Source organism: Nocardia sp. NPDC004654 (assembly GCF_040609595.1).
In the GTDB taxonomy this organism is placed as follows: domain Bacteria; phylum Actinomycetota; class Actinomycetes; order Mycobacteriales; family Mycobacteriaceae; genus Nocardia.
The window spans coordinates 346,580-369,504 of the sequence record NZ_JBEXKI010000002.1; the positions used below are offsets into that span (position 1 = coordinate 346,580).

Sequence of the window (22,925 nt, forward strand, 5' to 3'; positions counted from 1 at the left end):
ATTCACCCAGTAGGGACCACTTCCGGAAGGACCACGATGACCGCAGTCGCCCTCGAATCGGGGTACTGGAGCGCGCTCGGCGAAGGCGTAGGGGCGATCATCCTCTACGCGCTCGTCGGCCTCGCGCTGATGCTCGTCGGCTTCTACGCCATCGACCTGACCACCCCCGGCAAGCTGCGCGGGATGGTGGCCCAGGGCAAGCCCAACGCGATCATCGTCACGGCGGCGGGCATGCTGAGCATGGCGTTCATCGTGGTGCTCGCGATCTTCGCGGCGGGCGGCAAGCTCGCCGAGGGCCTGATCGCCGCGCTGGTGTTCGGTCTGGTCGGCATCATCGCCCAGGTGATCTCGGTGCGGGTCGTCGAGCGCGTGCTCGGCATCGACATCGGCACCGCGCTGCACGCGGAGAAGTTCACCACCGAGGTGCTCGTGGTGGCGGCCGCCCACTTCGCGCTCGGCCTGGTGGTCGCGGTCGCCATTCTCTGACCGATTCCAGCGCGGCGAGTCGTGCGGGCGACGGCCCGGCTCCGCGTCCGGTTCGCCCAGTGACCGACATCCGAGTCGCTAGTGCCCGCGGGCGATCCAGTCGGCCAGCGACGGCTTCTCCGCGCCGATGGTGGTGCCCTCGCCATGGCCGGTGTGCACCGTCGTCTCCTCGGGCAGCGTGAGCAGGCGGTCTCGGATGGAATCGATGATGGTGTCGAAGTCGGAGTAGGAGCGGCCGGTCGCGCCGGGGCCTCCGGCGAAGAGCGTGTCGCCGGTGCACAGCGCGTGCAGCTCCGGCAGGTAGAGGGAGACCGAGCCGGGCGAATGGCCCGGCGTGTGCAGGATCTCGATCTCGGTGCCAGCCACCGAGATTCGCGCCGTGTCGGCGAGCGAGCGGTAGTCGGCGTCCGGATGGGTCATCCGCCACAGCGGTTCGTCGCCGGGATGCAGCAGGACGGGCGCGTCCAGGCGCTCGGCGAGTTCCGGCGCGACGGTGACGTGGTCGTTGTGGCCGTGCGTGCACAGCACCGCGACGACGTGCCGCCCGCCGACCGCGGCGACGATGGCGTCGGCATCGTGCGCCGCGTCCACCACGAGCACCTCGCGGTCGTCGCCGACCAGCCAGACGTTGTTGTCGACCGCCCAGGTGCCGCCGTCCAGCGAGAAGGTGCCCGAGGTGACCACCCGGTCGATGCGCGCGCTCACCAGACCACCACCGAGCGCAGCACCTCGCCCGCGTGCATGGCGGCGAAGGCGCGCTCCACCTCGTCGAGCGCGATCCGCTCGGTGACGAAGCGGTCCAGCGGCAGCCTGCCCTGCCGGTACAGGTCGACGAGCATCGGGAAGTCGCGCTCCGGCAGGCAGTCGCCGTACCAGGAGGACTTCAGCGCGCCGCCGCGGGAGAACAGGTCGATCAGCGGCATCTCGATGGTCATGTCGGGGGTGGGGACGCCGACCAGCACGACGGTGCCCGCGAGATCGCGGCTGTAGAAGGCCTGTTTCCAGGTCTCCGGGCGGCCGACCGCGTCGATCACCACGTCGGCGCCGAAACCGTCGGTGAGTTCCTGGACGCGACTCACCACGTCCTCGGTACTGGCGTCGACGGTGTGGGTGGCGCCGAACTCCTTGGCCCAGGTCAGCTTTCGCGGGTCGCGGTCGATCGCGACGATGGTGCGGGCACCGGCCAGCCGGGCGCCCGCGATGGCGGCGTCGCCGACACCGCCGCAGCCGATCACCGCGACGGTGTCGCCGCGCGAGACGTTGCCGGTGTTCATGGCGGCGCCGATGCCCGCCATCACGCCGCAGCCGAGCAGGCCGGCGACGGCGGGGTCGGCCTCGGGATCGACCTTGGTGCACTGTCCTTCGTGCACCAGCGTCTTGTCGGCGAAGGCGCCGATGCCCAGCGCGGGGCTCAGTTCGGTGCCGTCGGTGAGCGTCATCTTCTTGCTCGCGTTGTGACTGGCGAAGCAGTACCAGGGGCGTCCGCGTTTGCACGCGCGGCACTCGCCGCAGACGGCGCGCCAGTTCAGCACCACGAAATCGCCGGGGGCCACGTGCGTGACCGCCGCGCCGACGGTTTCCACCACACCCGCCGCCTCGTGGCCGAGCAGGAACGGGAATTCGTCGTTGATGCCGCCCTCGCGGTAGTGCAGATCCGTGTGGCAGACGCCGCAGGACTGGACACGCACGACCACGTCGTGCGGACCGGGATCGGGAACGACCACGTCGACCAGTTCGACCGGAGCGCCGATGGCTCGGGCGATGACGCCGCGCACGGTTTCGGACACGAAATCCTCCTCGAAGCTCGCATGCCGCCGTCGGCACCCGATCCATCTTGCCGTGCCGCGCGCCGCGCGGGGAGGTGTCCGGTGAAGTCCACGCCTGCCGAGGGTTGACATTCCACATTGGAGGGTGCAGGCTATGGGTATTATTCCACTGTGGAGGGTGGAATCGTCGATAGGAACTGGCATGGACATCTCGACCGGCACCCGCGCCTCCGATGCGGAACGCGACCAAGTCGTCCGGTTGCTCGGCAGGCACATGGCCGACGGTCGCCTCGACCTGGCCGAATACGATCAGCGGGTCGCGCGCGTCTACGGCACCACCACCCGCGACGACCTGCAACTGGTGCTCGCCGACCTGCCGAAGCTGACGAAAGAGTCCGCCGCGCAGCCGAAGTCGCGGCCGCGGATTCCGGTGTGGCAGCGCATCGAGGGCAGCAGCTGGCTCGGTGTCAGCATCCTGGTGCTGGTCATCTGGGCGGCCATCTCGATCGGCGTCGGCGAGTTCACCTACCCGTGGCCGGTCTGGGTCATCGGACCGTGGGGTGCGGTGCTTGCCTTCCGCATGCTCACCGGCTGGGAATCCGGCGGCGCCTGCAAGCGGGCGAGTTAGGCGACGTCCGCCTTCGCTCCGGCCGGGCGCGGTCTGCGGTCGGCCGGAGCCCACGAGGCGGCGGCCGCCCGAACCTGTCGCGGCAGGCCGAGTGCCACCCGGCCGATTTCCCGGACGGCGCCATCGCCGCAGGTGAGAATACGAGGCGTGCAGCCGAGTAGGCGATCGTGAGCGACGACGAGGCAGTCGCGGCGCTGTGGGCGCGGCGAATGCGCTGGGCTCGGGCCGCGGATACCGCGAAACGGCGTGCCGACCGCACCCGGGTCGCCGTCCTCTGCCTCAGCGGCCTGGGTGCGATCGCCACGGCGGCGACCGCGACCGTCCTGCGCACGTCGGGCCTTCCGCAACTCGTGGTCGCCGCCCTCGGTGCGGTCTGCCTCGCCCTGGCGACGTTCCTCGCCGCGCATTTCCTGACCCCCGCCGAACTCCGTCGCTGGACCAGGGCCCGCGCCGTCGCGGAGAACATCAAACAGGTGATCTACCGGTTCCGGGCCGGGGCGCGCCCCTTTCGCGACGCCGACGCCCTGCTCCGGCTGCACCGGGCCGTCGGTGAAATCGAGGAGTCCGCCGACGATCTGCTGCCGTTTCTGACGTCGAACGGTGCCGACGCCGCCGCGCTCGCCGCCTCCAGGCCGCCCCCGGTGCTGACCCCCGACCAGTACGTGCGGGATCGGGTGCAGGGCCAGATCACCGGCTATTACGACCGCAGGGCCCGCGAATACGCCGCACGGGCGCGACGGTTGCGCGCGGCGGCCCTGCTGCTCGGCGTGGCGGCGACCGTGGTCGCCGCCATCGGAGCGGTCCTCGTCGGCGCCTCGTCCAGCTCGGGCCGAACCACCTGGGCCGCCAACCTCACGCCGTGGGTCGCCGTGCTGACGACGCTCGGCGCGGGAGTCGCCGGTTACCTGGCGGGCCGCCGCTACGAGTTCCTGGTGATGAGCTACTCCGCGACCGCCCGGCGGCTCGGGCAGCTGCTACGCGAGTGGCGAGCGGAGGGCTCGCCCACCGACAAGCCACGCTGGACGACGTTCGTCGACGACTGCGAAACGGTGATCGCCCAGCAGAACGAGACCTGGGTGGCGAAATGGGCGGAGCCTCAGCACGACGGACGGTGAGCGTCGCGGCTCAGCCTGCGCCGAGTCGGCATCATCCGAGGTGGAGCGCGACTCGATACACCGGACGCGCCCGATCGGGGGCTGCTTACCGGACTCGGTGCTGTCGACGCGTCAGCGAGCCGTTCCGGCGGAGATCGCATCCAGCGGCAGGCGGGGACAAGAGCGTGTGAATCGCACCGCTCCGGAGCGCCGATCGGAAAAGCTCACGGGCCGCTCCATGGACGGTCGGTAGTGGCGAATGCGCTCATCGGTACCGGTGTGCACGGCGGCGCTCGAGGGGCGGGGGCGGGTAGCCGCGGTCGGGCGGTTCCGTGGAGTGCCTGCTGGTGGGCGCGTCATAGGCGGGTGTGTGGTGCGGTGGGGCGGCTCGGTCGGACGCGGCTTCGTAAGCGGCGGCCGCGGCGGGTATGCGCGGTACAGGGCGGTCCGGTGCGGACGGCGAAGCGGCCGCCGCCGGAGCACGTTTCGGTGTCGGATGGTGGTCGCGCGAGGGGCGGTCGGATGCTGGTTCGTCGGCTGGTCGCGGCGGTTCGTAGGACTGCCGGGCGCGCCCGGTGGTCGCGCGTTCGGCTGTGCGCTCGCGCCGGGGAAGGGCGGGGCGGTCGTCCACGGCTTCGGAGACCGCCGCGGCGCGGTGTGTTTCGGAAGCTTTTGCGGCCTGGCGAGTTTCGGCAACGTTTGTGCCGCGGTGCGTTTCGGAAGCCGTTGCGGCTCGGCGAGTATCGGAAGCTCTCGAGGCTCGGCGCGTTTCCGAAGTCTCAGCGGCTCGGCGAGTTTTGGCAACGGTTGCGGTGCGGCGGGTTTCGGAGCCGTTGGTGGCGCGACCTGATTCGGCAACGGTGGTGGCGCGGCGGGTTTCGGTAGCGGTTGCTCCGCGGCGGGAAACCGGTGTGGCGCGACGGGAGTCGGGAGTCTGCGCCGTCTGCTGGGTTTCCGACACCTCCCGCGGTGATCGCTCCCGCGACCTGGTGACGCTTGCTCTCGTAGCCACCGGCTCCCGACCGCTCGTCGACCGTGCGGACCGCTCCGGTACCTCGTCCTCGCCGCGGCCACCCGGCAGCGCCCTGGCGCTTTCGTTCTCGGGCAGGCGGCGCATGCCACGGAAGATCGGCAATTTGGTGGTGACGCGACTCGGGTGGTCGCCCTTCTCGCGGTAGGCGGCGGCGATACCGTGCGCGCGCAGCCAGGCGCCGGGGTCGTCCCGAATCTCCGGACGCGAGTCGAGGACGACGTCCTCCAGGAGGTCGATCAGATCGCTCTCGCTGTCGCCGCCGAGCGCGGCGCGGATGGCGGGGAAGACCGCAGGGCGGAAGGTCCAGGACCATTCGTGGCCGGGATGGGGTCCGTTGTAGTCGTGTCCGTGCAAGACCAGATTGCCCGACTTGGCGATGCGGGCACGCACCGTGCGCCCGTCGGACTCGATGCGGCACTCGCGCGGCGCTTCCGCCGGACCGGCGTCACGCGCGGGCTCGGGCGCTTCGGCTTCGTCGAGTTCTTCCGCGCGGGCGATCTCGAACCAGGCGACGACCATGGCGGCGGCGCCGAGCGCGGCCGCGATCGCCAGCTCGATCCAGACGTCGGTCGGTACGACCCGCCGCGTCCGCTCGCACGCGTGCAGGAACAGCAGACAGCCCACGACGAGCGCGGCGATCCGGGCAAGCCGGAGGGCCGTGCCGGTGTCGACCGAAGGTGCGCGCATCCGCTGATTGCTCCCGAACAAAGACATTGCCGCTGCCGAATCAGACAGGATCGTAAGGCCAGTAGGCCTCTGGCGGGAGATGAGCGGCCTCGAGCACATCGAAACGCGTGACATCGCGGGTCGGCTCGTCAACCTGTAGCGCACCGGTCGCGTCGGACCCTGCCCGCGCCGTGGTGCGCCGCCCGCCGACGAGCGATGCGGCGGCAGGCGGATACCATGGCTGGTCGCCCCGCGGGGATGTGTCCGACCACCGCGCACGGAAAGGTCGTCGAATTTGCACCTGAAGAGTCTGACGTTGAAGGGCTTCAAGTCCTTCGCGTCCGCGACGACGCTGCGCTTCGAACCCGGTATCACCTGTGTGGTCGGCCCGAACGGTTCCGGCAAGTCCAACGTCGTCGACGCGCTCACCTGGGTGATGGGCGAACAGGGTGCGAAGGCGTTGCGCGGCGGCAAGATGCAGGACGTCATCTTCGCGGGCACGGCGGGACGCGCCCCGCTCGGCCGCGCCGAGGTGACGCTGACCATCGACAACTCCGACGGCGCGCTGCCCATCGACTACGCGGAGGTGTCGATCACCCGGCGCATGTTCCGCGACGGCGCTGGCGAGTACGAGATCAACGGCAGCTCCTGCCGGTTGATGGACGTGCAGGAACTGCTGAGCGACTCCGGCATCGGCAGGGAGATGCACGTCATCGTCGGGCAGGGCCAGCTCTCCGCGATCCTGGAATCGCGGCCCGAGGACCGCCGCTCCTTCGTCGAAGAGGCCGCGGGCGTGCTGAAACACCGCAAGCGCAAGGAGAAGGCGGTCCGCAAGCTCGACGCGATGCAGGCCAATCTCGCGCGCCTGACCGACCTCACCACCGAACTGCGCCGCCAGCTCAAACCGCTCGGCAGGCAGGCCGAGGTGGCGCGGCGCGCGCAGACCGTGCAGGCCGACCTGCGCGACGCGCGCCTGCGGCTGGCGGCCGACGACCTGGTGACTCGCCGCGGTGAACTGGAGAGCCAGCAGAGCAAAGAGGCCTACGCCCGCGAACAGCAGATCACCGTGCAGAGCGAGCTGGACGCCGCGAACGCCGCGCTGGCGCAGCAGGAATTCCAGCTGTCCAAGCTCACGCCGAGCGCGGAGGCCGCGGCGCAGATCTGGTTCCAGCTCTCGGCGTTGGCCGAGCGGGTCAACGCGACCATCCGCATCGCGGGTGATCGGGCTCGTCATCTCGACACCGAGGCGCCCGTCGGCACCGGCCGCGACCCCGATCAGCTCGAGGCGGAGGCCGATCGCGTCGAAGCGGAGGAAGCCGAGCTGCGCGAGGCCGTCGAGATCGCGGTCGAGACCTTGGAAGCCGCCAGGGAGCAGCTGGCCGAGCGCGAGTACGCGGCGAAGGCCGCCGAGCAGGCGCACCTGGCCGCGGTCCGCGCGATCGCGGATCGGCGCGAGGGACTGGCCCGGCTCTCCGGCAAGGTCGACACGTTGCGGACGAGGGCGCAGTCGGTGGACGCGGAGATCGCCCGCCTCTCGGTGGCGATCGCCGAGGCCAGGCACCGCGGCGAGGCCGCGCAGGCCGAATTCGACAGCGTGCAGGACGAACTCGGCGAACTCGACGCGGGCGAAGAAGGCCTCGACGCCCAGCACGAGCACGCCGTGCAGGCGCTGGAACTGGCCGATCAGCGCGTCACCGAACTGCGCGAACAGGATCGGGACGCGAGCAAGCGGGTGGCCTCGCTGTCCGCGCGCATCGAGGCGCTCGGCATGGGTCTGGCCCGCCGCGACGGCGCCGCCTGGCTACTGGAGAACCGCGCCGACGGGCTGCTCGGTTCGCTGTCGGGATTGCTGCGCGTGCACACCGGATTCGAGGCGGCCGTCGCCGCGGCGCTCGGCCCGCTCGCCGACGCGGTGGCCGCGGACACCGAGGATTCCGCGCAGGCGGCGGTGGCCGCGCTCAAGGAGGCCGACGGTGGCCGGGCCGCACTGGTCTTCGGCGCGGCCGACGCGGCACGCGCGACCGGCGGCGCGCTGCCCAGTTCGGCCCGCTGGCTGGTCGACGTGGTGGAATGCCCGGACTCCGTGCGGGCGGCCATCGGCGCGCTGACCGCGGGCATCGCGGTGGTCGACGATCTCGCGGCCGCGACCGAACTCGTCGCGGCCCGCCCCGAGCTGCGGGTGGTCACCCGCGACGGCGATCTCACCGGCACCGGCTGGCTGCTCGGCGGATCCGACCGCGCCCCGAGCCAGCTGGAGATCCAGGCCGACATCGACGCCGCGAAGACCGAACTGATCGCCGCGCAGCGGCACGCGGAGGAACTGGAGGCGGCGCTCTCCGGCGCGCTGGCCGAACAGGCCGATCGCAAGGAGTCCGTGGACCACGCGCTGCTCGCGCTGCACGAATCCGATCAGGCGCTGATGGCCATCTACGACCGTCTCGGCAGGCTCGGTCAAGCCGCCCGCGCCGCCCAGACCGACAGCGACCGGCTTGCCGCCCAGCGCACCGAGGCGGAATCCGCGCGGGAGGAGGCGCTGGCGTCGCTCGCCGAACTCGAGGACCGGCTGCGGCACGCCGAACTCGAACAATCCGAGATCGACGCCGACGGCATCGGCGCCGCGGGCACCGAGTCCGCGGGCCGCGATCGCGAGGAGGCGGCGGCCGCGTTGGCCGAGGCCCGCTCCATGGAGGTCGAGGCGAGGCTCGCCGTGCGCACCGCCGAGGAACGCGCGGAATCGGTTCGCGGCAAGGCGGATTCGCTGCGCCGCGCGGCCCGCGCCGAACGCGAGACACGGGCCCGCGCCGAACGCGCCCAGGCCGCGCGCCGCCAAGCCGCCGCGGTGGCCGCCGCCGTCGCGGAGTCGGGCGCGCGGGTGGCCGCGGAGCTGGAGAAGGTGGTGGCGGAGGCCAGCGCCCGCCGCGACGACCTCGTTCGCCGTCGCACCGAATGCGCGGCGCAGGTCGAGCAGGTCAAGGAGCGGGTGCGCGCGCTGAGCACCCAGCTGGCCCAGCTCACCGACGCGGTCCACCGCGACGAGGTGGCCAAGGCGCAGGCCGCGCTGCGGATCGAGCAGCTGGAGACGACCATCGCCGAACAGTTCGGCATCGCGCTGAACGACCTGATCGCGGAGTACGGCCCCGACGTGCCGCTGCCGCCGTCACCGCTGGAAATGGCGGAGTACGAGCAGGCCAAGGAGCGCGGCGAACAGGTCAGCGCGCCGCAGCCGATGCCCTACGACCGGGCGAGCCAGGAGCGTCGCGCCAAACGCGCCGAGAAGGACCTGGCCACGCTCGGCAAGGTGAACCCGTTGGCGCTGGAGGAGTTCGCGGCCCTCGAAGAGCGCTACAACTTCCTGTCCACGCAGCTCGAGGACGTCAAGAACGCGCGCAAGGACCTGCTCGACGTGGTCGCCGAGGTGGACGCGCGCATCCTGCAGGTCTTCACCGAGGCCTACGCCGACGTGGAGCGCGAGTTCGTCCAGGTGTTCGCCAAGCTCTTCCCCGGCGGCGAGGGCAGGCTGCTGCTCACCGACCCGTCGGACATGCTCACCACCGGCATCGAGGTGGAGGCCCGCCCGCCGGGCAAGAAGGTCAAGCGCCTTTCGCTGCTGTCCGGCGGCGAGAAGTCGCTGACCGCGGTCGCGTTGCTGGTGGCCATCTTCCGCGCCCGGCCGTCGCCGTTCTATGTCATGGACGAGGTCGAGGCCGCGCTGGACGACACCAACCTGCGCAGGCTGATCGGGCTGTTCGAGCAGCTGCGGGAGAAGAGTCAGCTGATCGTGATCACGCACCAGAAGCCGACCATGGAGATCGCCGACGCGCTCTATGGCGTGAGCATGCGTGGCGACGGCATCACCCAGGTCATCTCGCAGCGACTTCGCGGCGAGAACCTCGCGCCCGCGTCGGCGTAGGCGTATCTCCGCTATCGCTGCGGCCGTATGCGATTCGCCGACTGCGCGGTTCGACGACTGCGGCGTCCGATAGCGCTGGTCAGGCCGAGATCCGGGCGTCGATCACCTCGTCGATCGAGCGGCGCGGGGTGAACGGCAGCGGGGCGACGCTGGTCGGCATGAAGCCGAGGCGGACCATCGCCTGCGGGTGGGCGCAGCCCTGCAGGACGTCGGCGCGGATGGCCGAGCGCAATTCGGCCATGCCGAGCGGTTCGGTCTGCAGGCAGCTGGCCATGCCGAGACTGGTCGCGGTGAGCAGCAACGCGCTGGCGGCCTCGCCCGCGCGCAGTGCGGAACGCTGGTCGTCCGCGGCGGTGCCGACCACCAGCCATTCGGAGCCGTCGTTCTCGAATGGGGTGTCGGCGAGTTCCGGCTCGAGGAAGACGCGCTGCGGGACGTCGTCGTCGGGGCGCGGTCGCGGGGTGTTGGCGGCGGGGACGCCGTCCGCGGTGCCGTGTCTGCCGCTCCACGCGGCGAGTTCCGCGAGGTAGGCGCGATCGCGGGCGTGCCTGCCCGCCGCGGCGCGGGTCACGCGGCTGAGCGGCTTGCGCATCGGCGGCGGGACCACTCGCGCCACCGCGCCGAACGACACCGCGCGCTCGGCGACCTGGCGCAGCCGGCCGAAGGGAACCCGGCGGTCGCAGTAGCGCCTGCGGTCGGATTGCCGGTGCAGAATGGCGGCGCCGAGGTCGATGTCGTCGCGGGACGGGCTGTCGACGCTGACCGTGACGCGGGCCAGGTGCTCGTGGTCGAGCGGATTCGGCAGGTAGTCCACCTCGGCGGACCAGCCGTGCAACGCGAGCGCGACGCGGAGGTGGTGCAGCGCCGCGCCGCAGCTGAGCAGCAGCGCACGGCCGGTCGGGTCGGTCGAGGGAAGTCGCCTGGTGGGATCGGCGTACAGGTCGACGGAACCTTCATCCAGTCGCCAGCGCCACGGCTGGGTGTTGTGCACCGACGGTGCGCGGACCGCCATCGCCACGGCGTTTTCGAAGTCTTCTGCGCTCGGTTGTCGATCGACCATTGAGTCGAATGATCCTCTCGGGTCGGCTGTGATCGGGCGTGTCGATATTTCCGGCCTGAATCAATTCTCGCAGTCTGAAACACTCGACATCCAGAAGAATTCTTCTTCGGGAGATATGTCACATCCGTATGGAAGTCGGCGGTCCCCCGGTGATCGCGAGCAGTCTGACCACTCCGGATTCCAGGTCGACGAACGGATCGTCACCCGACTGCCGGTCGTCGTACGCCCGTGCGTCTTCTTGTCACCGGATCCGATCCGGCGCGGGGAACCGGTGCGGTTGCCACATACGCCCGGCGGTGGCGGGGATGGCGCTGCCGAATTGGACGTCGGCGAAATGGCAGCCGTAGCCGAGGGTCCCGGGTACGGCGAGTTCCTCGACCAGGCCGTGCCGCACGTCGGCCGAGCACATCGGGTCGTGATCGGCCACGGCCGATAGCTCGGGGTGGGCGATCTGCAGGGACGAGTGCAGCGCGTCGCCGAACGCGACCAGCCGCTGACTGCCGGAACCGATGACGAAGCCCGTGTGCCCGGTGGTGTGCCCGGGAAGCGCCCGCACCCGCACACCGGGAAAGACCTCGTCACCGTCGGCTACGGTGCGGACCTGATGGGCGAACGCGTCCAGCATCTCCGCGGTGGTGCCTGCCGCGGCGGCCAGCGCGCGATGGTGCCACTCGACCTCGGAGATCAGCACACGGGCGTGCGCGAACGGCGGCCGGGTCGCACCCGGCGCCGCCTGCCACAGCCAGCCGAAATGGTCGGCGTGCAGGTGGGTGACGGCGACCGTCTCGATCTCGGCGGGCTCGCGGCCGACCTGGGCGAGGCTGTCCAGCAGCGCGCCGCCGCGCAGGACCCCGACACCGGTCCGAAAGGTGAGGGGACCGAAACCGGCGTCGATCAGCATCGCCCGTTCGCCGTATTCGATCAGCAGTCCGCCGACGCTGCCCACGAAGGCGTCGGCGTCGAGGTACTCGCGGTGGGTGTTCCAGAACCCGTCGGGCGCGGTGGGCAGCCAGGCGCGCGCGTTCATGGTGGTCAGTCCGTCGGGCAGGTAGGTCACGCGGAGCGGGCCGACATGCACGGTGCGGATCGGGGCGGGTTGGATCAAACGCTCGGCGACGGTGGTGGTCATCGCGACTCGGCTTTCACTGGCGTTCGGTGTGGAGGTGCTATGACTCTATCGGTGTTTCGGCGCCGTGTCGCCGCGAGCGGTCGATCGAATCTCGGTGCTGTAGAGCATTTCTCGCCCCAACAGGGGCGCTTGTCTTCTAAGTGTCGATCAGCGACCTGATCCGGTCGGCTCCGCCGGACGCGAGCCAGGTCTCGAGGCTTCGCAAGCCTGGGTGCAGTTCACGCAGCGCGGGAATGTCGGCGTGCCAGCCGCCGGTCTCCCTGGTCACCCGCCACACCGTGTGGATCTCGGGCCCGATCGCCGCGGCTTCGGCCTCGCTCACCTCTTCGTACCGCACCTGGTGCCCGGTGGCCCGGGCGAGCGCGGCGGCGGCGTCGACGGGAGTGATTGCCTCGCCTGCCAATTCGAGGAATTGGCCGTGGAAGCGGTCCGGGTCGGCGAAGGCCAGCGCCGCGAAGATCGCGACATCGTCGACCGCGATCATCTGCAACGGCCGCTCGGCCGGGAACAGGTGGCGGTGCACGCCGTCGGCGATGCCGTCCACCGGAGAACCCTGGAGCAGGTAGTTCTCCATGAATCGGACCGGGCGCAGCACGGTGTAGCGAAGACCGCCCGCGGCGACGGCCTGCTCGATGCGTTCTTTGCCGTGCGCACCCCACGCGCTGGCATCTCCCATCGAGGCGATGCCGGCGAAGACGACGTGGTCGACTCCGGCGGCGCGCGCCGCGTCGACCAGTGCGATGCCGCGCTGGGCCTCCAGGTCGCCGTCCCAGCCGTCGGCGCGGTAAGTCGCTGGGGGAACAACGAATACGCCGCGTGCGCCGGTCGCGGCTTTCACCAGAGTATCCGGTGCGTCGAAGTCGCCGATCGCCAACTCCGCGCCCGCCTCGGCCAGTGCCCGGGCGGCCGGAGCGTCGGGGTCGCGCACCAGGGCGCGTACCGGAATACCGTCCGCGAGAAGTCGCCGGGCGGTCGCGCCGCCCTGCTTTCCGGTGCCGCCGGTGACGAGTATCGGGTCGTGCTGTGTGGACATGTTCGCCTTTTCTGCGTTCTCGATAGAATCGGGTCGCTCGACCCGTTTTCGGACGTTACGGGCGATTCGACCCGCTTCGCCAGGCGCTCTATGGAAGGTGCGTAACGAAATGGCGGTCTCCACCGGCTCCTCCACCCTCGCGGCGCGTGCCGACGCGCAACGCAACCGCGCCCTCGTGCTGGCCGCCGCGCAGCGGGCCTTCGCCGAACGCGGCGTCGCGGTGACGCTGGCCGAGGTCGCGCGCCGCGCGGGCGTCGGCGCGGGCACGGTCTACCGGCACTTCCCGACGAAAACCGATCTGCTGGAAGCGGTCATGCAACAGCGCGTCGACCGGCTGGCCCGGCTCGCCGCCGAGCAGGTCGGTGCGCGGGATCCCGGCGCGGCGTTCTTCGCGGTGTGCGCGGAGGTGGTGTCGACCACCCCGCGCAACCAGGCGCTCTGCGAGATGGTGCAGTCCGACGACGGCTGGCCGCGCACGCTGATGCGCAGTGCGGGTGAGCGTTTCCACCGCGCGCTCGATGCGCTGCTGCTCGCGGCGCAGCGGCAGGGTGCGGTCCGCGCCGACATCGCGGTGGCCGATGTGCTCGACGTCTTCACCGGATGCGTTGCCATCCAACGCAATCGGCCTGCCGGTGCCGAGCTGGCGCCCGCGGTGGTCATCCTGCTCGACGCGCTGCGCGCCACGCCGAGCGCTGCGGGCGTAACGAAATTCGGCCCCGCTCGGAAGTCGCGTGACGAAACAGATGCTCGTAACGAAATGGAGGCCAGTCCGCGCTGCCCGGTCTGCGGGACGGCACTGGCCGTGCTCGGGGCCGGACGCCCGCGCCGCTATTGCTCGGCGGCTTGTCGGCAGAAGGCGCACCGATCGCGCGCCGCACGCGCCATCGGCTGAACGGCCGGGGCGTCGCGTCCGGGCGGATCTGTGGGTTCGAGGGCTGTTCCTATAGGCGCCCACACGCTGATCACCCCTACCCCCGTGCGGCCACCCGTCGGCCACGAGAGCGGCCGGGCGAGTCGTGTTCGATGCGGCTATCCGGGCGGTGTCACCGGCACGACGGCGGCGAGGACGTCATCGATGGTCCTTCTGTGCCGATGGTCGGCGCGGCGAGATCCCAGGGCGGGAACGAGACCACCGGATGATTCGGTGGGGGCGTGTGACCGCTACAACAAATCGCTCACGTCGTCGGGGACGTCGACGGCGTACTTGCGCAGGATGTCCATGGAGATCACTTCCAGGGCGTTCTCGTGGGTGGCCGCGAGCACGACGGGCGCGGCGACGCCGTCCTCGTGAGCGTGCAACCAGCGCACCGCGACCACGCACCACCGGTCGCCCGGCTGCAGTCCGGGAAAGTTGTTCTCCGGGCGCGGCGTACTCAGGTCGTTGCCGATGGACGCCTGATGTTCGAGGAACTCGGCCGTGACGACGGTGCACACGGTGTGGCTACCCAGATCCTCTGGCCCGGTGCTGCAGCAGCCGTCCCGGTAGAAACCGGTCAGAGGATCGGTGCCGCACTCTTCCAGCGGCCCCCCAAGCACGTTTCGATCGGTCACGTCGCCGATCCTATTGTCAGTTCGCGAGAAGTTCCGCAGGACAAGAAATCTCGGGGGCTGTGTCCGGGTCCCGCGCGTGGCGTGCTATGTGCACGTCCTTTCGCGCACCGCGGCCGAGCGACCCTATCCAGCGGCGATGCGGAGTTCTGCAAGGATGGTCGGCGTGAGTTCCGAAGCCTGGATTCTGATAGCCGCGGTCGCCGCCCTGCTCGTGGTGGCGTTCGTCGCCGGATTCGTCTTGTACAAGCGCCGCCGCGTCTCGATCACGGCGCCGAAGCCGGAGAAGGAGCTGACCGACCGGTCGGGCGGTTACACGGCGGCGGGCGGATTCAGCTTCAGTCAGGGCGGCGCGGCCACCGCGACACGCCCGGAACCGACCCTGGAGCGAACCGATACCGAAGGGCAACCGCACGTCGGCGACGACGCGGCCGTTCCGCGCGACGCGCCGCGGCGCGGCATCACCAACGTGCCGCTACCGGACGGCGATGTCCTCACCCAGCCCGAGGGGCCGACCACCGCGCCGGTCGAACCGGAACAGGCGGACGCGACGGAGGCTCCCGCCGCGACGGAGACCGAATCGCAAGCAGCCGATACGCAGGCCCCGGCCGACACGCAGTCGCCCGTCGACGCACAGGCACCTGCGGACACACAGGCCCCAGCGGACGCAGAAGTTCCGACCGACACACAACCAACCGAGCAGGCCCCGGTCGAGCAGCCGGTCGCCCCGACGGCCGAGCCGAAGACCCCGGTCGACCAGCCGCCGTCCGACACGGCGCTCACCGAGCCCGCCACGACGGTGCCCGACACCGCGGCCGCCGCGGAGACCGCACCCGCGCTCGAGGAGATCGAACCCACCGCGGGCCGCCTGGTCCGTCTCCGCGGCCGCCTGTCCCGCTCGCAGAACGCGGTCGGCAAGAGCCTGCTCGGCCTGCTCGGCGGCGGTGACCTGGACGAGGACTCCTGGGAGGAGATCGAGGACACCCTGGTCCTCGCCGATCTCGGCACCGCGAGCACCACCGCCGTCGTCGCCCGCTTGCGCGAGGAACTGGCAGCGCGCAGCGTGCGCACCACCGACCAGGCCCGGGCCGTGCTGCGCGACGTGCTCGTCGAGGCGCTGCGCCCCGAACTGGACCGTTCCATCCGCGCGCTGCCGCACGCGGACCATCCGTCGATCCTGCTGGTCGTCGGTGTCAACGGGACCGGAAAGACGACGACCACCGGCAAGCTGGCCAGGGTCCTGGTCGCCGACGGCCGCCGCGTGCTGCTCGGCGCGGCCGACACCTTCCGTGCCGCGGCCGCCGACCAGTTGCAGACCTGGGGCGAGCGGGTCGGTGCGGAGACGGTGCGCGGCAAGGAGGGCGCCGACCCGGCCGCGGTCGCGTTCGACGCGGTCAGCGCGGGCATCGAGCGCGGCGTCGACGCGGTACTCGTGGACACCGCGGGCCGCCTGCACACCAAGACCGGCCTGATGGACGAGCTGGGCAAGGTCAAGCGCGTGGTGGAGAAGAAGGCCGAGGTCGACGAGGTCCTGCTGGTGCTGGACGCCACCGTCGGGCAGAACGGCCTGATGCAGGCGCGCGTGTTCGCCGAGGTCGTCGACATCAGCGGCGTGGTGCTCACCAAGCTGGACGGCACGGCCAAGGGCGGCATCGTCTTCCAGGTGCAGCACGAACTGGGTGTCCCGGTGAAACTGGTCGGTCTCGGCGAGGGCGCGGACGATCTGGCCCCGTTCGAGCCCGGCGCCTTCGTGGACGCTCTGCTCGGCTGAGCCGAGGAGTCGTTCGACGGCCGAGCGGACCACCCGCTCGGCCGTTCCTCGTTTGCGAATCGATAGCGGACGATCTCGACTCGGGGGCCGCCTCGGCGTTCTTTCTCGAGACTTCCGCCCGCGCCCTCGAGACTTCCGACGCGACGGTCGGTGAACGGAAAATTTGCGGCGCTGAACTCGCCGGTAACCCCTCCTCGCGGCGCGTCGAAACAAAGCTCACAACGACCCGCAAACACGTGGTGTACATCGCGAAACGTGGAAGCAACACAACCGCGCTATCCGTTCACCCAGGTGAAACACGACAGCTCAACGGATGAAACACCGAATGGCGACCCTTCTGTGCAGGTCCATTTGCCGAAGGCGGCTGGGCCCGAGATGAGGAGGACTTCAAGGTGGCATTTCCCGTAATCGGCGCGCCGGACGCCGGTGACACCGCATGGATGCTGGCGAGTTCAGCACTCGTGCTTTTGATGACACCCGGACTCGCGTTCTTCTACGGCGGCATGGTCCGCAGCAAGAACGTGCTGAACATGATCATGATGAGCATCAGCGCCATGGGATTGGTAACCATCCTGTGGGCGCTGTACGGCTTCTCCATGACCTTCGGTGAGGACAAGGCGAACCTCATCGGCGACCCGGGGCAGTATTTCGGTCTGAAGAGCGTTTTCGGCGGTAGCTACCTTGCCTCCACCGATCCGGCGGCCCCGGCCGCGATTCCGTTGAACGGAACCATTCCGCTGTCGGTGTTCGTTGCGTTCCAGTTGATGTTCGCGATCATCACCGTCGCACTCATCTCGGGCGCGGTCGCCGACCGCCTCAAGTTCGGCTCCTGGCTGCTGTTCGCCGGTATCTGGGTCACCGTGGTGTACTTCCCGGTCGCGCACTGGGTCTTCGCCTTCGACGGCTACACCGGTGAAGAGGGCGGCTGGATCGCCAACAACCTCAAGGCCATCGACTTCGCCGGTGGCACCGCGGTCCACATCAACGCCGGCGCCGCCGGTCTGGTGCTCGCCCTGATCCTCGGCAAGCGCAAGGGTTGGCCGCAGACGCCGTTCCGTCCGCACAATCTGCCGTTCGTGATGCTCGGCGCCGGTCTGCTGTGGTTCGGCTGGTACGGCTTCAACGCCGGTTCGGCCGTCGGCTCCAACGGCATCGCGGGCGCCACCTTCCTGACCACCACCATCGCCACCGCCGCCGCCATGCTGGCCTGGCTCCTGGTGGAGAAGATCCGCGACGGCCACCCCACCTCGCTGGGCGCCGCCTCGGGCATCGTCGCCGGTCTGGTCGCGATCACCCCGGCCTGTTCCTCGGTGAACGTCGTCGGCGCGCTGGCCATCGGCATCGTCGCGGGTGCGCTGTGCGCCCTCGCGGTCGGCCTCAAGTTCAAGTTCGGCTTCGACGACTCGCTCGACGTGGTCGGCGTGCACCTGGTCGGTGGTCTGGTCGGCACGCTGATGGTCGGCCTGGTCGCCGCGCCCGAAGCTCCGGCGGCTGTCGAAGGCTTGTTCTACGGTGGTGGGATCGAGCAGTTGAAGCTGCAGGCTGTCGGTGCGTTCACCGTGCTTGCGTTCTCCCTGGTCGCGACCGCGGTGATCGCTTACATCGTGAAGTTCACGATCGGTCTGCGCGCTACGGACGAGGGCGAGTCGGTGGGCCTGGACGAGTCCGAGCACGCGGAAACCGCATACGATTTCGCTGCTGTGGGTGGCACGGCACGCTCGCTCGTCAAGGAGGCATGACGACATGAAACTGATCACCGCAATCGTCAAACCGTTCACGCTCGAGGACGTCAAGTCCGGGCTGGAGCAGGCGGGCGTGCTCGGCATGACCGTCAGCGAGGTGCAGGGCTACGGGCGGCAGAAGGGCCATACCGAGGTCTACCGCGGTGCCGAGTACTCGGTCGACTTCGTGCCGAAGGTGCGGGTCGAGGTCGTCGTGGACGACGCGTCGGTCGACAAGGTCGTCGAGGTGATCGTCGAGGCCTCCCGCACCGGCAAGATCGGTGACGGCAAGGTCTGGGTGACCCCGGTGGAGTCGATCATCCGCGTGCGGACCGGCGAACGCGGTACCGACGCGCTGTAAGCGAACACTGATGAGCGGCGGCCCCGCTCCCACCGGAAAGCCCGGTCGGGGCGGGGCCGCACGCATCGAACGGGCGGTGGGTTGTGGGTAGCAGTAGCGGAAACGGCAAGCAGGGCAACGGCGAACGGGTCTCCAACGGGGCCGCCGATCTGGTCGCGGCGCGCAACCAGCTGCTCGACGGCGGGGTGCCGCGCAATCCGCGGTTGGACGCCGAGTCCCTCCGGTCGGCGCTGGTCGACCTCTTCGAACTGTGGCTCACCAGCAAGGGCGCCGAACTCGGCATCACCGCCGACAGCGGCCTCGCGGTGGTGGCCGTCGGCGGGCTCGGGCGCAGGGAGATGCTGCCGTACTCGGATCTGGATCTGGTGCTGTTGCACGACGACGTGGACCCGGCCCGGGTGGCCGAGGTCGCCGACCAGCTCTGGTACCCGCTCTGGGACGCCCACATCAAACTCGACCACAGCGTGCGCACCGTCCCCCAGGCGCTGCGGGTCGCCAACGACGATCTGATCGCGGCACTCGGCATGCTCGAGGCGCGGCACATCGTCGGCGACGTGGAGTTGAGCAACCTGCTGATCGGCGGCGTGCGCCGCGAGTGGCGCACCGGAATCCGAAACCGGTTCGACGACTTGATCGCCCAGGCCCACGCCCGCTGGCAGCGCAGCGGCGAGATCGCGCACCGCGCCGAGCCCGACCTCAAGAACGGGCGCGGCGGCCTGCGCGATATCCAGCTGCTCGACGCGCTGGCCGTCGCCCAGCTGACCGACGCCATGCCGGGGCTCGGTCCCGAGGTGCCCGGTGGCGGCGTCAAGCAGGCACAGCGGCGTTTGCTGGATGTTCGCACGGAGCTGCATCGGGTCGCGGGACGGTCCCGCGATCAGTTGCGCGCGCAGGACGCCGACGAGATCGGCGCGGCGCTGCGGATCGGCGATCGTTTCGATCTCGCGCGCACGCTCAGCGATTCGGCTCGGACGGTCAGCTACTCCGTCGACGTCGGACTGCGCACCGCGGCCAACGCGCTGCCACGCCGCGGACTCGCTCGGCTGCGCCGGATGCCCGTGCGACGACCACTCGATGAGGGGGTGGTCGAACACGCGGGCGAGGTGGTGCTGGCCAGGGACGCGCGGCCGCAGCGCGATCCTGGGCTGATCCTGCGGGTGGCGGCGGCGTCGGCGCAGACCGGGCTGCCGATGTCGGCCACCACGCTGAACCGCCTGTCCGAGGACGCACCGGAACTGCGCGAGCCGTGGCCCAAGGACGCGCTCAATGATCTGCTCGTGCTGCTCGGCGCGGGTCGCGGCGCCATCGACGCGATCGAGGCGCTCGATCGCACCGGGCTGTGGGGCAGGCTGCTTCCGGAATGGGGCGCGGTGCGCGATCTGCCGCCGCGCGATGCACTGCACACCTGGACCGTCGACCGTCATCTGATGGAGACGGTGGCCTACGCGAGCGCGCTCAGCACTCGCGTCGCCCGCCCGGACCTGCTTCTGCTCGGCGCACTGCTGCACGACATCGGCAAGGGCCGCGCGGGCGATCACAGCGTGGTCGGCGCCGAACTGGCCACCCACATCGGCCGCAGGCTCGGGCTGTGGCCCTCCGACGTGCGCACGCTGAGCGCCATCGTGCGCCACCACCTGCTGCTCCCGGACACCGCGACCCGTCGTGACCTCGCGGACCCGGACACGGTGCGGTTCGTGGTCGACGCGCTCGACGGCGACGCGCAGCTGCTGGAACTGCTGCACACCCTGGCCGAGGCCGATTCGCTGGCCACCGGCCCCGGCGTCTGGGGCGACTGGAAGGCCTCGCTCATCGGTGACCTGGTGCGACGCTGCCGCACGGTGATGGCGGGCTACGAACTGCCGACGCCCGAGCCCATCGCGCCGGAACTGCTGGCCAAGGCCGCGGCGGGCGGCGTGCACGTCGACCTGAAGCCGGGCGAGGGCAAGTTCACCTACGTGGCCACGGTGATCGCGCCGGACGCGCCGGGCCTGCTCTCGGACGCCGCGGGCGTGCTCGCGCTGCATTCGCTCCGGGTCCTCTCCGCGGCGCTCGGCGGCGAGGGCTCCTCGGCCGTCAACACCTTCGTCGTCTCGCCGAAATTCGGCGACCCGCCGGACGCCGGTTTGCTGCGCCAGGAGCTGATCAGGGCCATCGCCGGGGACCTCGATCTGCCCGCGCTGCTCGCCAAGCGCGAACGCGAAGCGACCGGAGCGGGCCCGAGTCCCTACGCTCGAGCCCAGCCGCGGCTGATCTGGTCGTCGACCGCGACGCCCGGGCAGGTGATCCTCGAACTGCGCGCCGAGGACCGTGTCGGCCTGCTCAGCCGGTTGGCGGCCGCGTTCGCGGGCTGCGGCGCGGACGTGCGCTGGGCGAAGGTGGTGACCATGGGTTCGGCCGTGGTCGACGCGTTCTGCCTGGAGCTCGGCGCCGAGGACGGGCCGCAACGCCGCGACGCCATCGAGAAGGCCGTGCTGGACGTGGTGCCGCGCCCAGCGCCGAAGAACACCGAGGACGCCGATTCGTCCGTTTCCTGACCCTCGACAGCCCGCGCCGCGATGCGAACCGCGGCGTTGCACGCGATTTGCTGGAACTTCTCTCCGCGGGGGCGGGCGACCCCTACTATCAGAGCGTCTGGCTATCGCGAGCACGAGGGGAGCAGGTCGGTGGCAATTGAGGTTGTTTCGGCTTCGATGATGACGAGCGACGAAACCACGCATATGGCGCGGTGTGTCGGCGGAGATCGATGGGTCGTTTCCTGGTTGCCTGGCCGTACGTTGACCGCGCAGCAGGCCGTGACCGCGATGACGATCGCCTCGACGGTTTCCACCACGCCCGACGCGCCGGAGGGCGCGGACTGGGCGATGCTCGACGATCTGGCGCTCGAGCTAGGACTGACCGGCCGGGAGGCCGCGTACATGGTCCGGCTCGAGAACCACGATTACCGCAAGACTTCCAAACCACGCCGCCGCGCACTCGAATAACTTTCGCGCGCCGCTCGAAGGACGCACCGCCTGCACGAACACGCGGGCGATCCCATTACGCTGGGAGCAAGTTGACGTCACTCGAGATCAGGAGCGCGATCGGTGTTCGAATCCCTGTCCGACCGGCTTACCGGTGCCCTCAAGGATCTGCGTGGTAAGGGGCGTCTGTCACCGGCCGACATCGACGCCACGTGCCGCGAGATCCGTCTGGCCCTGCTCGAGGCCGACGTCGCGCTGCCCGTGGTGCGCGGTTTCATCGCCAAGATCAAGGAGCGCGCCAAGGGCGCGGAGGTCTCCGCGGCGCTGAATCCGGCCCAGCAGGTCGTCAAGATCGTCAACGAGGAACTGATCGGCATCCTCGGCGGCGAGACCAGGCGGCTGAACCTGGCCAAGACCCCGCCGACGGTGATCATGCTCGCCGGTCTGCAGGGTTCCGGTAAGACCACCCTGGCGGGCAAGCTCGCCAAGTGGCTGAAGGGCCAGGGCCATCAGCCGCTGCTCGTGGCCTGCGACCTGCAGCGTCCCGGCGCCGTCACCCAGCTCCAGGTGGTCGGCGAGCGCGCGGGCGCGCCGGTGTTCGCACCGCATCCCGGCACCTCGATCGGCGGTGGCGACAACCCGCTCGGCATCTCCGCCGCCGACCCCATCGAGGTCGCGCGCGCCGGTGTCGCCGAGGCGCGCACCAAGCAGTACGACGTGGTCATCGTCGACACCGCCGGTCGCCTCGGCATCGACGAGGAACTGATGCGCCAGGCCGCGGGCATCCGCGACGCGGTGCAGCCGGACGAGACGCTGTTCGTGCTCGACGCCATGATCGGTCAGGACGCCGTCAACACGGCCGAGGCCTTCCGCGACGGCGTCGGCTTCACCGGTGTGGTGCTCACCAAGCTCGACGGCGACGCGCGCGGTGGCGCGGCTCTCTCCGTCCGCAACGTCACCGGCGAGCCGATCATGTTCGCCTCCAGCGGCGAGAAGCTCGAGGACTTCGACGTCTTCCACCCGGACCGCATGGCCAGCCGCATCCTCGGCATGGGCGATGTGCTCACCCTGATCGAGCAGGCCGAGCAGGTGTACGACGCGCAGCAGGCCGAGGAGGCCGCGCGCAAGATCGGCAGCGGCGAACTCACCCTCGAGGACTTCCTCGAGCAGATGCTGGCGATCCGCAAGATGGGCCCGATCGGCAACCTGCTCGGCATGCTGCCCGGCGCGGGTCAGATGAAGGACGTGCTCGCCCAGGTCGACGACAAGCAGCTGGACCGGGTGCAGGCCATCATCCGCGGCATGACGCCCGCCGAGCGGGACAACCCCAAGATCATCAACGCCTCCCGCCGCCTGCGCATCGCCAACGGCTCCGGCGTCTCGGTCTCCGAGGTCAACCAGCTCGTCGACCGGTTCTTCGAGGCCAAGAAGATGATGGCCATGATGGGCCGTCAGATGGGCCTGCCCGGTTCGCGCCGCGGCGGCGGCAAGAAGGGCAAGAAGGGCAAGAAGGGCGGTCGCGGGCCGACGCCGCCGAAGGTGCGCGGCGGTCTGCCCGGCATGGGAATGCCGGGGATGCCGCAGATGCCCGCGGGCATGCCCGATCTGTCGAACATGCCCGCCGGTCTCAACGAATTGCCGCCGGGATTGGACGGTTTCGACTTGTCCAAGCTCAAGTTCCCGAAGAAGTAGGGGACCACCGGGGCGCGGACGGTGGTGCGAGGGCCGATCTCCGGTCTGCCCTCGGCGGCCGATACGT

General features: G+C 70.3%; 18 protein-coding genes. 11 read left to right on the forward strand and 7 right to left on the reverse strand.

The window, feature by feature from the left end:
* The first annotated feature begins 36 nt into the window (after positions 1 to 36).
* Positions 37 to 486, forward strand: a complete 450-nt coding sequence (locus ABZV58_RS07315; RefSeq protein WP_354999308.1) for a DUF350 domain-containing protein — start codon at positions 37 to 39, stop codon at positions 484 to 486.
* A gap of 78 nt (positions 487 to 564) precedes the next feature.
* Here the strand turns inward: ABZV58_RS07315 and ABZV58_RS07320 are convergent, their stop codons facing one another.
* A complete protein-coding gene (locus ABZV58_RS07320) occupies positions 565 to 1,191 on the reverse strand; it encodes an MBL fold metallo-hydrolase (protein ID WP_354999309.1) in 627 nt (208 codons plus the stop codon).
* Positions 1,188 to 2,273 (reverse strand): S-(hydroxymethyl)mycothiol dehydrogenase, encoded by a 1,086-nt coding sequence (locus ABZV58_RS07325; protein WP_354999310.1) that lies wholly within the window; start codon positions 2,271 to 2,273, stop codon positions 1,188 to 1,190. The genes ABZV58_RS07320 and ABZV58_RS07325 overlap by 4 nt, the downstream gene beginning before the upstream one ends.
* A 181-nt stretch (positions 2,274 to 2,454) precedes the next feature.
* Here ABZV58_RS07325 and ABZV58_RS07330 point away from each other — a divergent pair, with 181 nt between their 5' ends.
* Both ABZV58_RS07330 and ABZV58_RS07335 read left to right on the forward strand, forming a co-directional pair.
* Entirely contained in the window at positions 2,455 to 2,880 is a 426-nt protein-coding gene (locus ABZV58_RS07330) for a DUF1707 domain-containing protein (protein ID WP_354999311.1), read from the forward strand.
* Positions 2,881 to 3,047: 167 nt separating this feature from the next.
* Positions 3,048 to 3,995 (forward strand): DUF4231 domain-containing protein, encoded by a 948-nt coding sequence (locus ABZV58_RS07335; RefSeq protein WP_354999312.1) that lies wholly within the window; start codon positions 3,048 to 3,050, stop codon positions 3,993 to 3,995.
* A gap of 244 nt (positions 3,996 to 4,239) precedes the next feature.
* Here the strand turns inward: ABZV58_RS07335 and ABZV58_RS07340 are convergent, their stop codons facing one another.
* Entirely contained in the window at positions 4,240 to 5,694 is a 1,455-nt protein-coding gene (locus ABZV58_RS07340; RefSeq protein ID WP_354999313.1) for a hypothetical protein, read from the reverse strand.
* 274 nt (positions 5,695 to 5,968) lie between these two features.
* Between ABZV58_RS07340 and smc the strand changes: the two genes are divergently transcribed.
* On the forward strand, positions 5,969 to 9,583 hold the full coding sequence (gene smc, locus ABZV58_RS07345) for a chromosome segregation protein SMC (protein ID WP_354999314.1): 3,615 nt from the start codon (positions 5,969 to 5,971) through the stop codon (positions 9,581 to 9,583).
* 79 nt (positions 9,584 to 9,662) lie between these two features.
* Here smc and ABZV58_RS07350 read toward each other — a convergent pair whose 3' ends face one another.
* The 3 genes from ABZV58_RS07350 to ABZV58_RS07360 form a co-directional block, all read right to left on the reverse strand.
* Complete coding sequence (locus ABZV58_RS07350; protein WP_354999315.1) at positions 9,663 to 10,643, reverse strand: nitroreductase family protein; 981 nt, start codon at positions 10,641 to 10,643, stop codon at positions 9,663 to 9,665.
* A gap of 241 nt (positions 10,644 to 10,884) precedes the next feature.
* The gene (locus ABZV58_RS07355; RefSeq protein WP_354999316.1) at positions 10,885 to 11,772 is read right to left on the reverse strand and encodes an MBL fold metallo-hydrolase; all 888 of its coding nucleotides are present in this window, start codon (positions 11,770 to 11,772) and stop codon (positions 10,885 to 10,887) included.
* Positions 11,773 to 11,908: 136 nt separating this feature from the next.
* Entirely contained in the window at positions 11,909 to 12,805 is an 897-nt protein-coding gene (locus ABZV58_RS07360; RefSeq protein WP_354999317.1) for an NmrA family NAD(P)-binding protein, read from the reverse strand.
* A gap of 109 nt (positions 12,806 to 12,914) precedes the next feature.
* On the opposite strand from ABZV58_RS07360, the gene ABZV58_RS07365 reads away from it, so the two are divergent.
* Positions 12,915 to 13,697, forward strand: a complete 783-nt coding sequence (locus ABZV58_RS07365; RefSeq protein ID WP_354999318.1) for a TetR family transcriptional regulator — start codon at positions 12,915 to 12,917, stop codon at positions 13,695 to 13,697.
* A gap of 269 nt (positions 13,698 to 13,966) precedes the next feature.
* Here the strand turns inward: ABZV58_RS07365 and ABZV58_RS07370 are convergent, their stop codons facing one another.
* A complete protein-coding gene (locus ABZV58_RS07370) occupies positions 13,967 to 14,356 on the reverse strand; it encodes a DUF2237 domain-containing protein (protein WP_019048221.1) in 390 nt (129 codons plus the stop codon).
* A gap of 163 nt (positions 14,357 to 14,519) precedes the next feature.
* Here ABZV58_RS07370 and ftsY point away from each other — a divergent pair, with 163 nt between their 5' ends.
* The 6 genes from ftsY to ffh all read left to right on the forward strand — a co-directional run bounded on the left by ftsY (position 14,520) and on the right by ffh (position 22,858).
* Positions 14,520 to 16,124, forward strand: a complete 1,605-nt coding sequence (gene ftsY, locus ABZV58_RS07375; protein WP_354999319.1) for a signal recognition particle-docking protein FtsY — start codon at positions 14,520 to 14,522, stop codon at positions 16,122 to 16,124.
* 440 nt (positions 16,125 to 16,564) lie between these two features.
* Entirely contained in the window at positions 16,565 to 17,863 is a 1,299-nt protein-coding gene (locus ABZV58_RS07380; RefSeq protein WP_185757244.1) for an ammonium transporter, read from the forward strand.
* Positions 17,864 to 17,867: 4 nt separating this feature from the next.
* Positions 17,868 to 18,206 (forward strand): P-II family nitrogen regulator, encoded by a 339-nt coding sequence (locus ABZV58_RS07385; protein ID WP_040868325.1) that lies wholly within the window; start codon positions 17,868 to 17,870, stop codon positions 18,204 to 18,206.
* A gap of 83 nt (positions 18,207 to 18,289) precedes the next feature.
* Positions 18,290 to 20,740, forward strand: coding sequence for a [protein-PII] uridylyltransferase (locus ABZV58_RS07390; protein ID WP_354999320.1), 2,451 nt, complete (start codon positions 18,290 to 18,292; stop codon positions 20,738 to 20,740).
* A gap of 156 nt (positions 20,741 to 20,896) precedes the next feature.
* Positions 20,897 to 21,187 (forward strand): hypothetical protein, encoded by a 291-nt coding sequence (locus ABZV58_RS07395; RefSeq protein WP_067782136.1) that lies wholly within the window; start codon positions 20,897 to 20,899, stop codon positions 21,185 to 21,187.
* Between the two features lie 102 nt (positions 21,188 to 21,289).
* A complete protein-coding gene (gene ffh / locus ABZV58_RS07400) occupies positions 21,290 to 22,858 on the forward strand; it encodes a signal recognition particle protein (RefSeq protein WP_354999321.1) in 1,569 nt (522 codons plus the stop codon).
* Positions 22,859 to 22,925 lie beyond the last annotated feature (67 nt).

Bases quoted from the DNA above. Each gene is read 5' to 3' on its own strand.
- ABZV58_RS07315 (WP_354999308.1), top strand. From the start codon at position 37: ATGACCGCAGTCGCCCTCGAATCGGGGTACTGGAGCGCGCTCGGCGAA.
- ABZV58_RS07330 (WP_354999311.1), top strand. From the start codon at position 2,455: ATGGACATCTCGACCGGCACCCGCGCCTCCGATGCGGAACGCGACCAA.
- ABZV58_RS07340 (WP_354999313.1), bottom strand. From the start codon at position 5,694: ATGCGCGCACCTTCGGTCGACACCGGCACGGCCCTCCGGCTTGCCCGG.
- ABZV58_RS07350 (WP_354999315.1), bottom strand. From the start codon at position 10,643: ATGGTCGATCGACAACCGAGCGCAGAAGACTTCGAAAACGCCGTGGCG.
- ABZV58_RS07355 (WP_354999316.1), bottom strand. From the start codon at position 11,772: ATGACCACCACCGTCGCCGAGCGTTTGATCCAACCCGCCCCGATCCGC.
- ABZV58_RS07360 (WP_354999317.1), bottom strand. From the start codon at position 12,805: ATGTCCACACAGCACGACCCGATACTCGTCACCGGCGGCACCGGAAAG.
- ABZV58_RS07365 (WP_354999318.1), top strand. From the start codon at position 12,915: ATGGCGGTCTCCACCGGCTCCTCCACCCTCGCGGCGCGTGCCGACGCG.
- ABZV58_RS07380 (WP_185757244.1), top strand. From the start codon at position 16,565: ATGCTGGCGAGTTCAGCACTCGTGCTTTTGATGACACCCGGACTCGCG.
- ABZV58_RS07385 (WP_040868325.1), top strand. From the start codon at position 17,868: ATGAAACTGATCACCGCAATCGTCAAACCGTTCACGCTCGAGGACGTC.
- ABZV58_RS07395 (WP_067782136.1), top strand. From the start codon at position 20,897: ATGATGACGAGCGACGAAACCACGCATATGGCGCGGTGTGTCGGCGGA.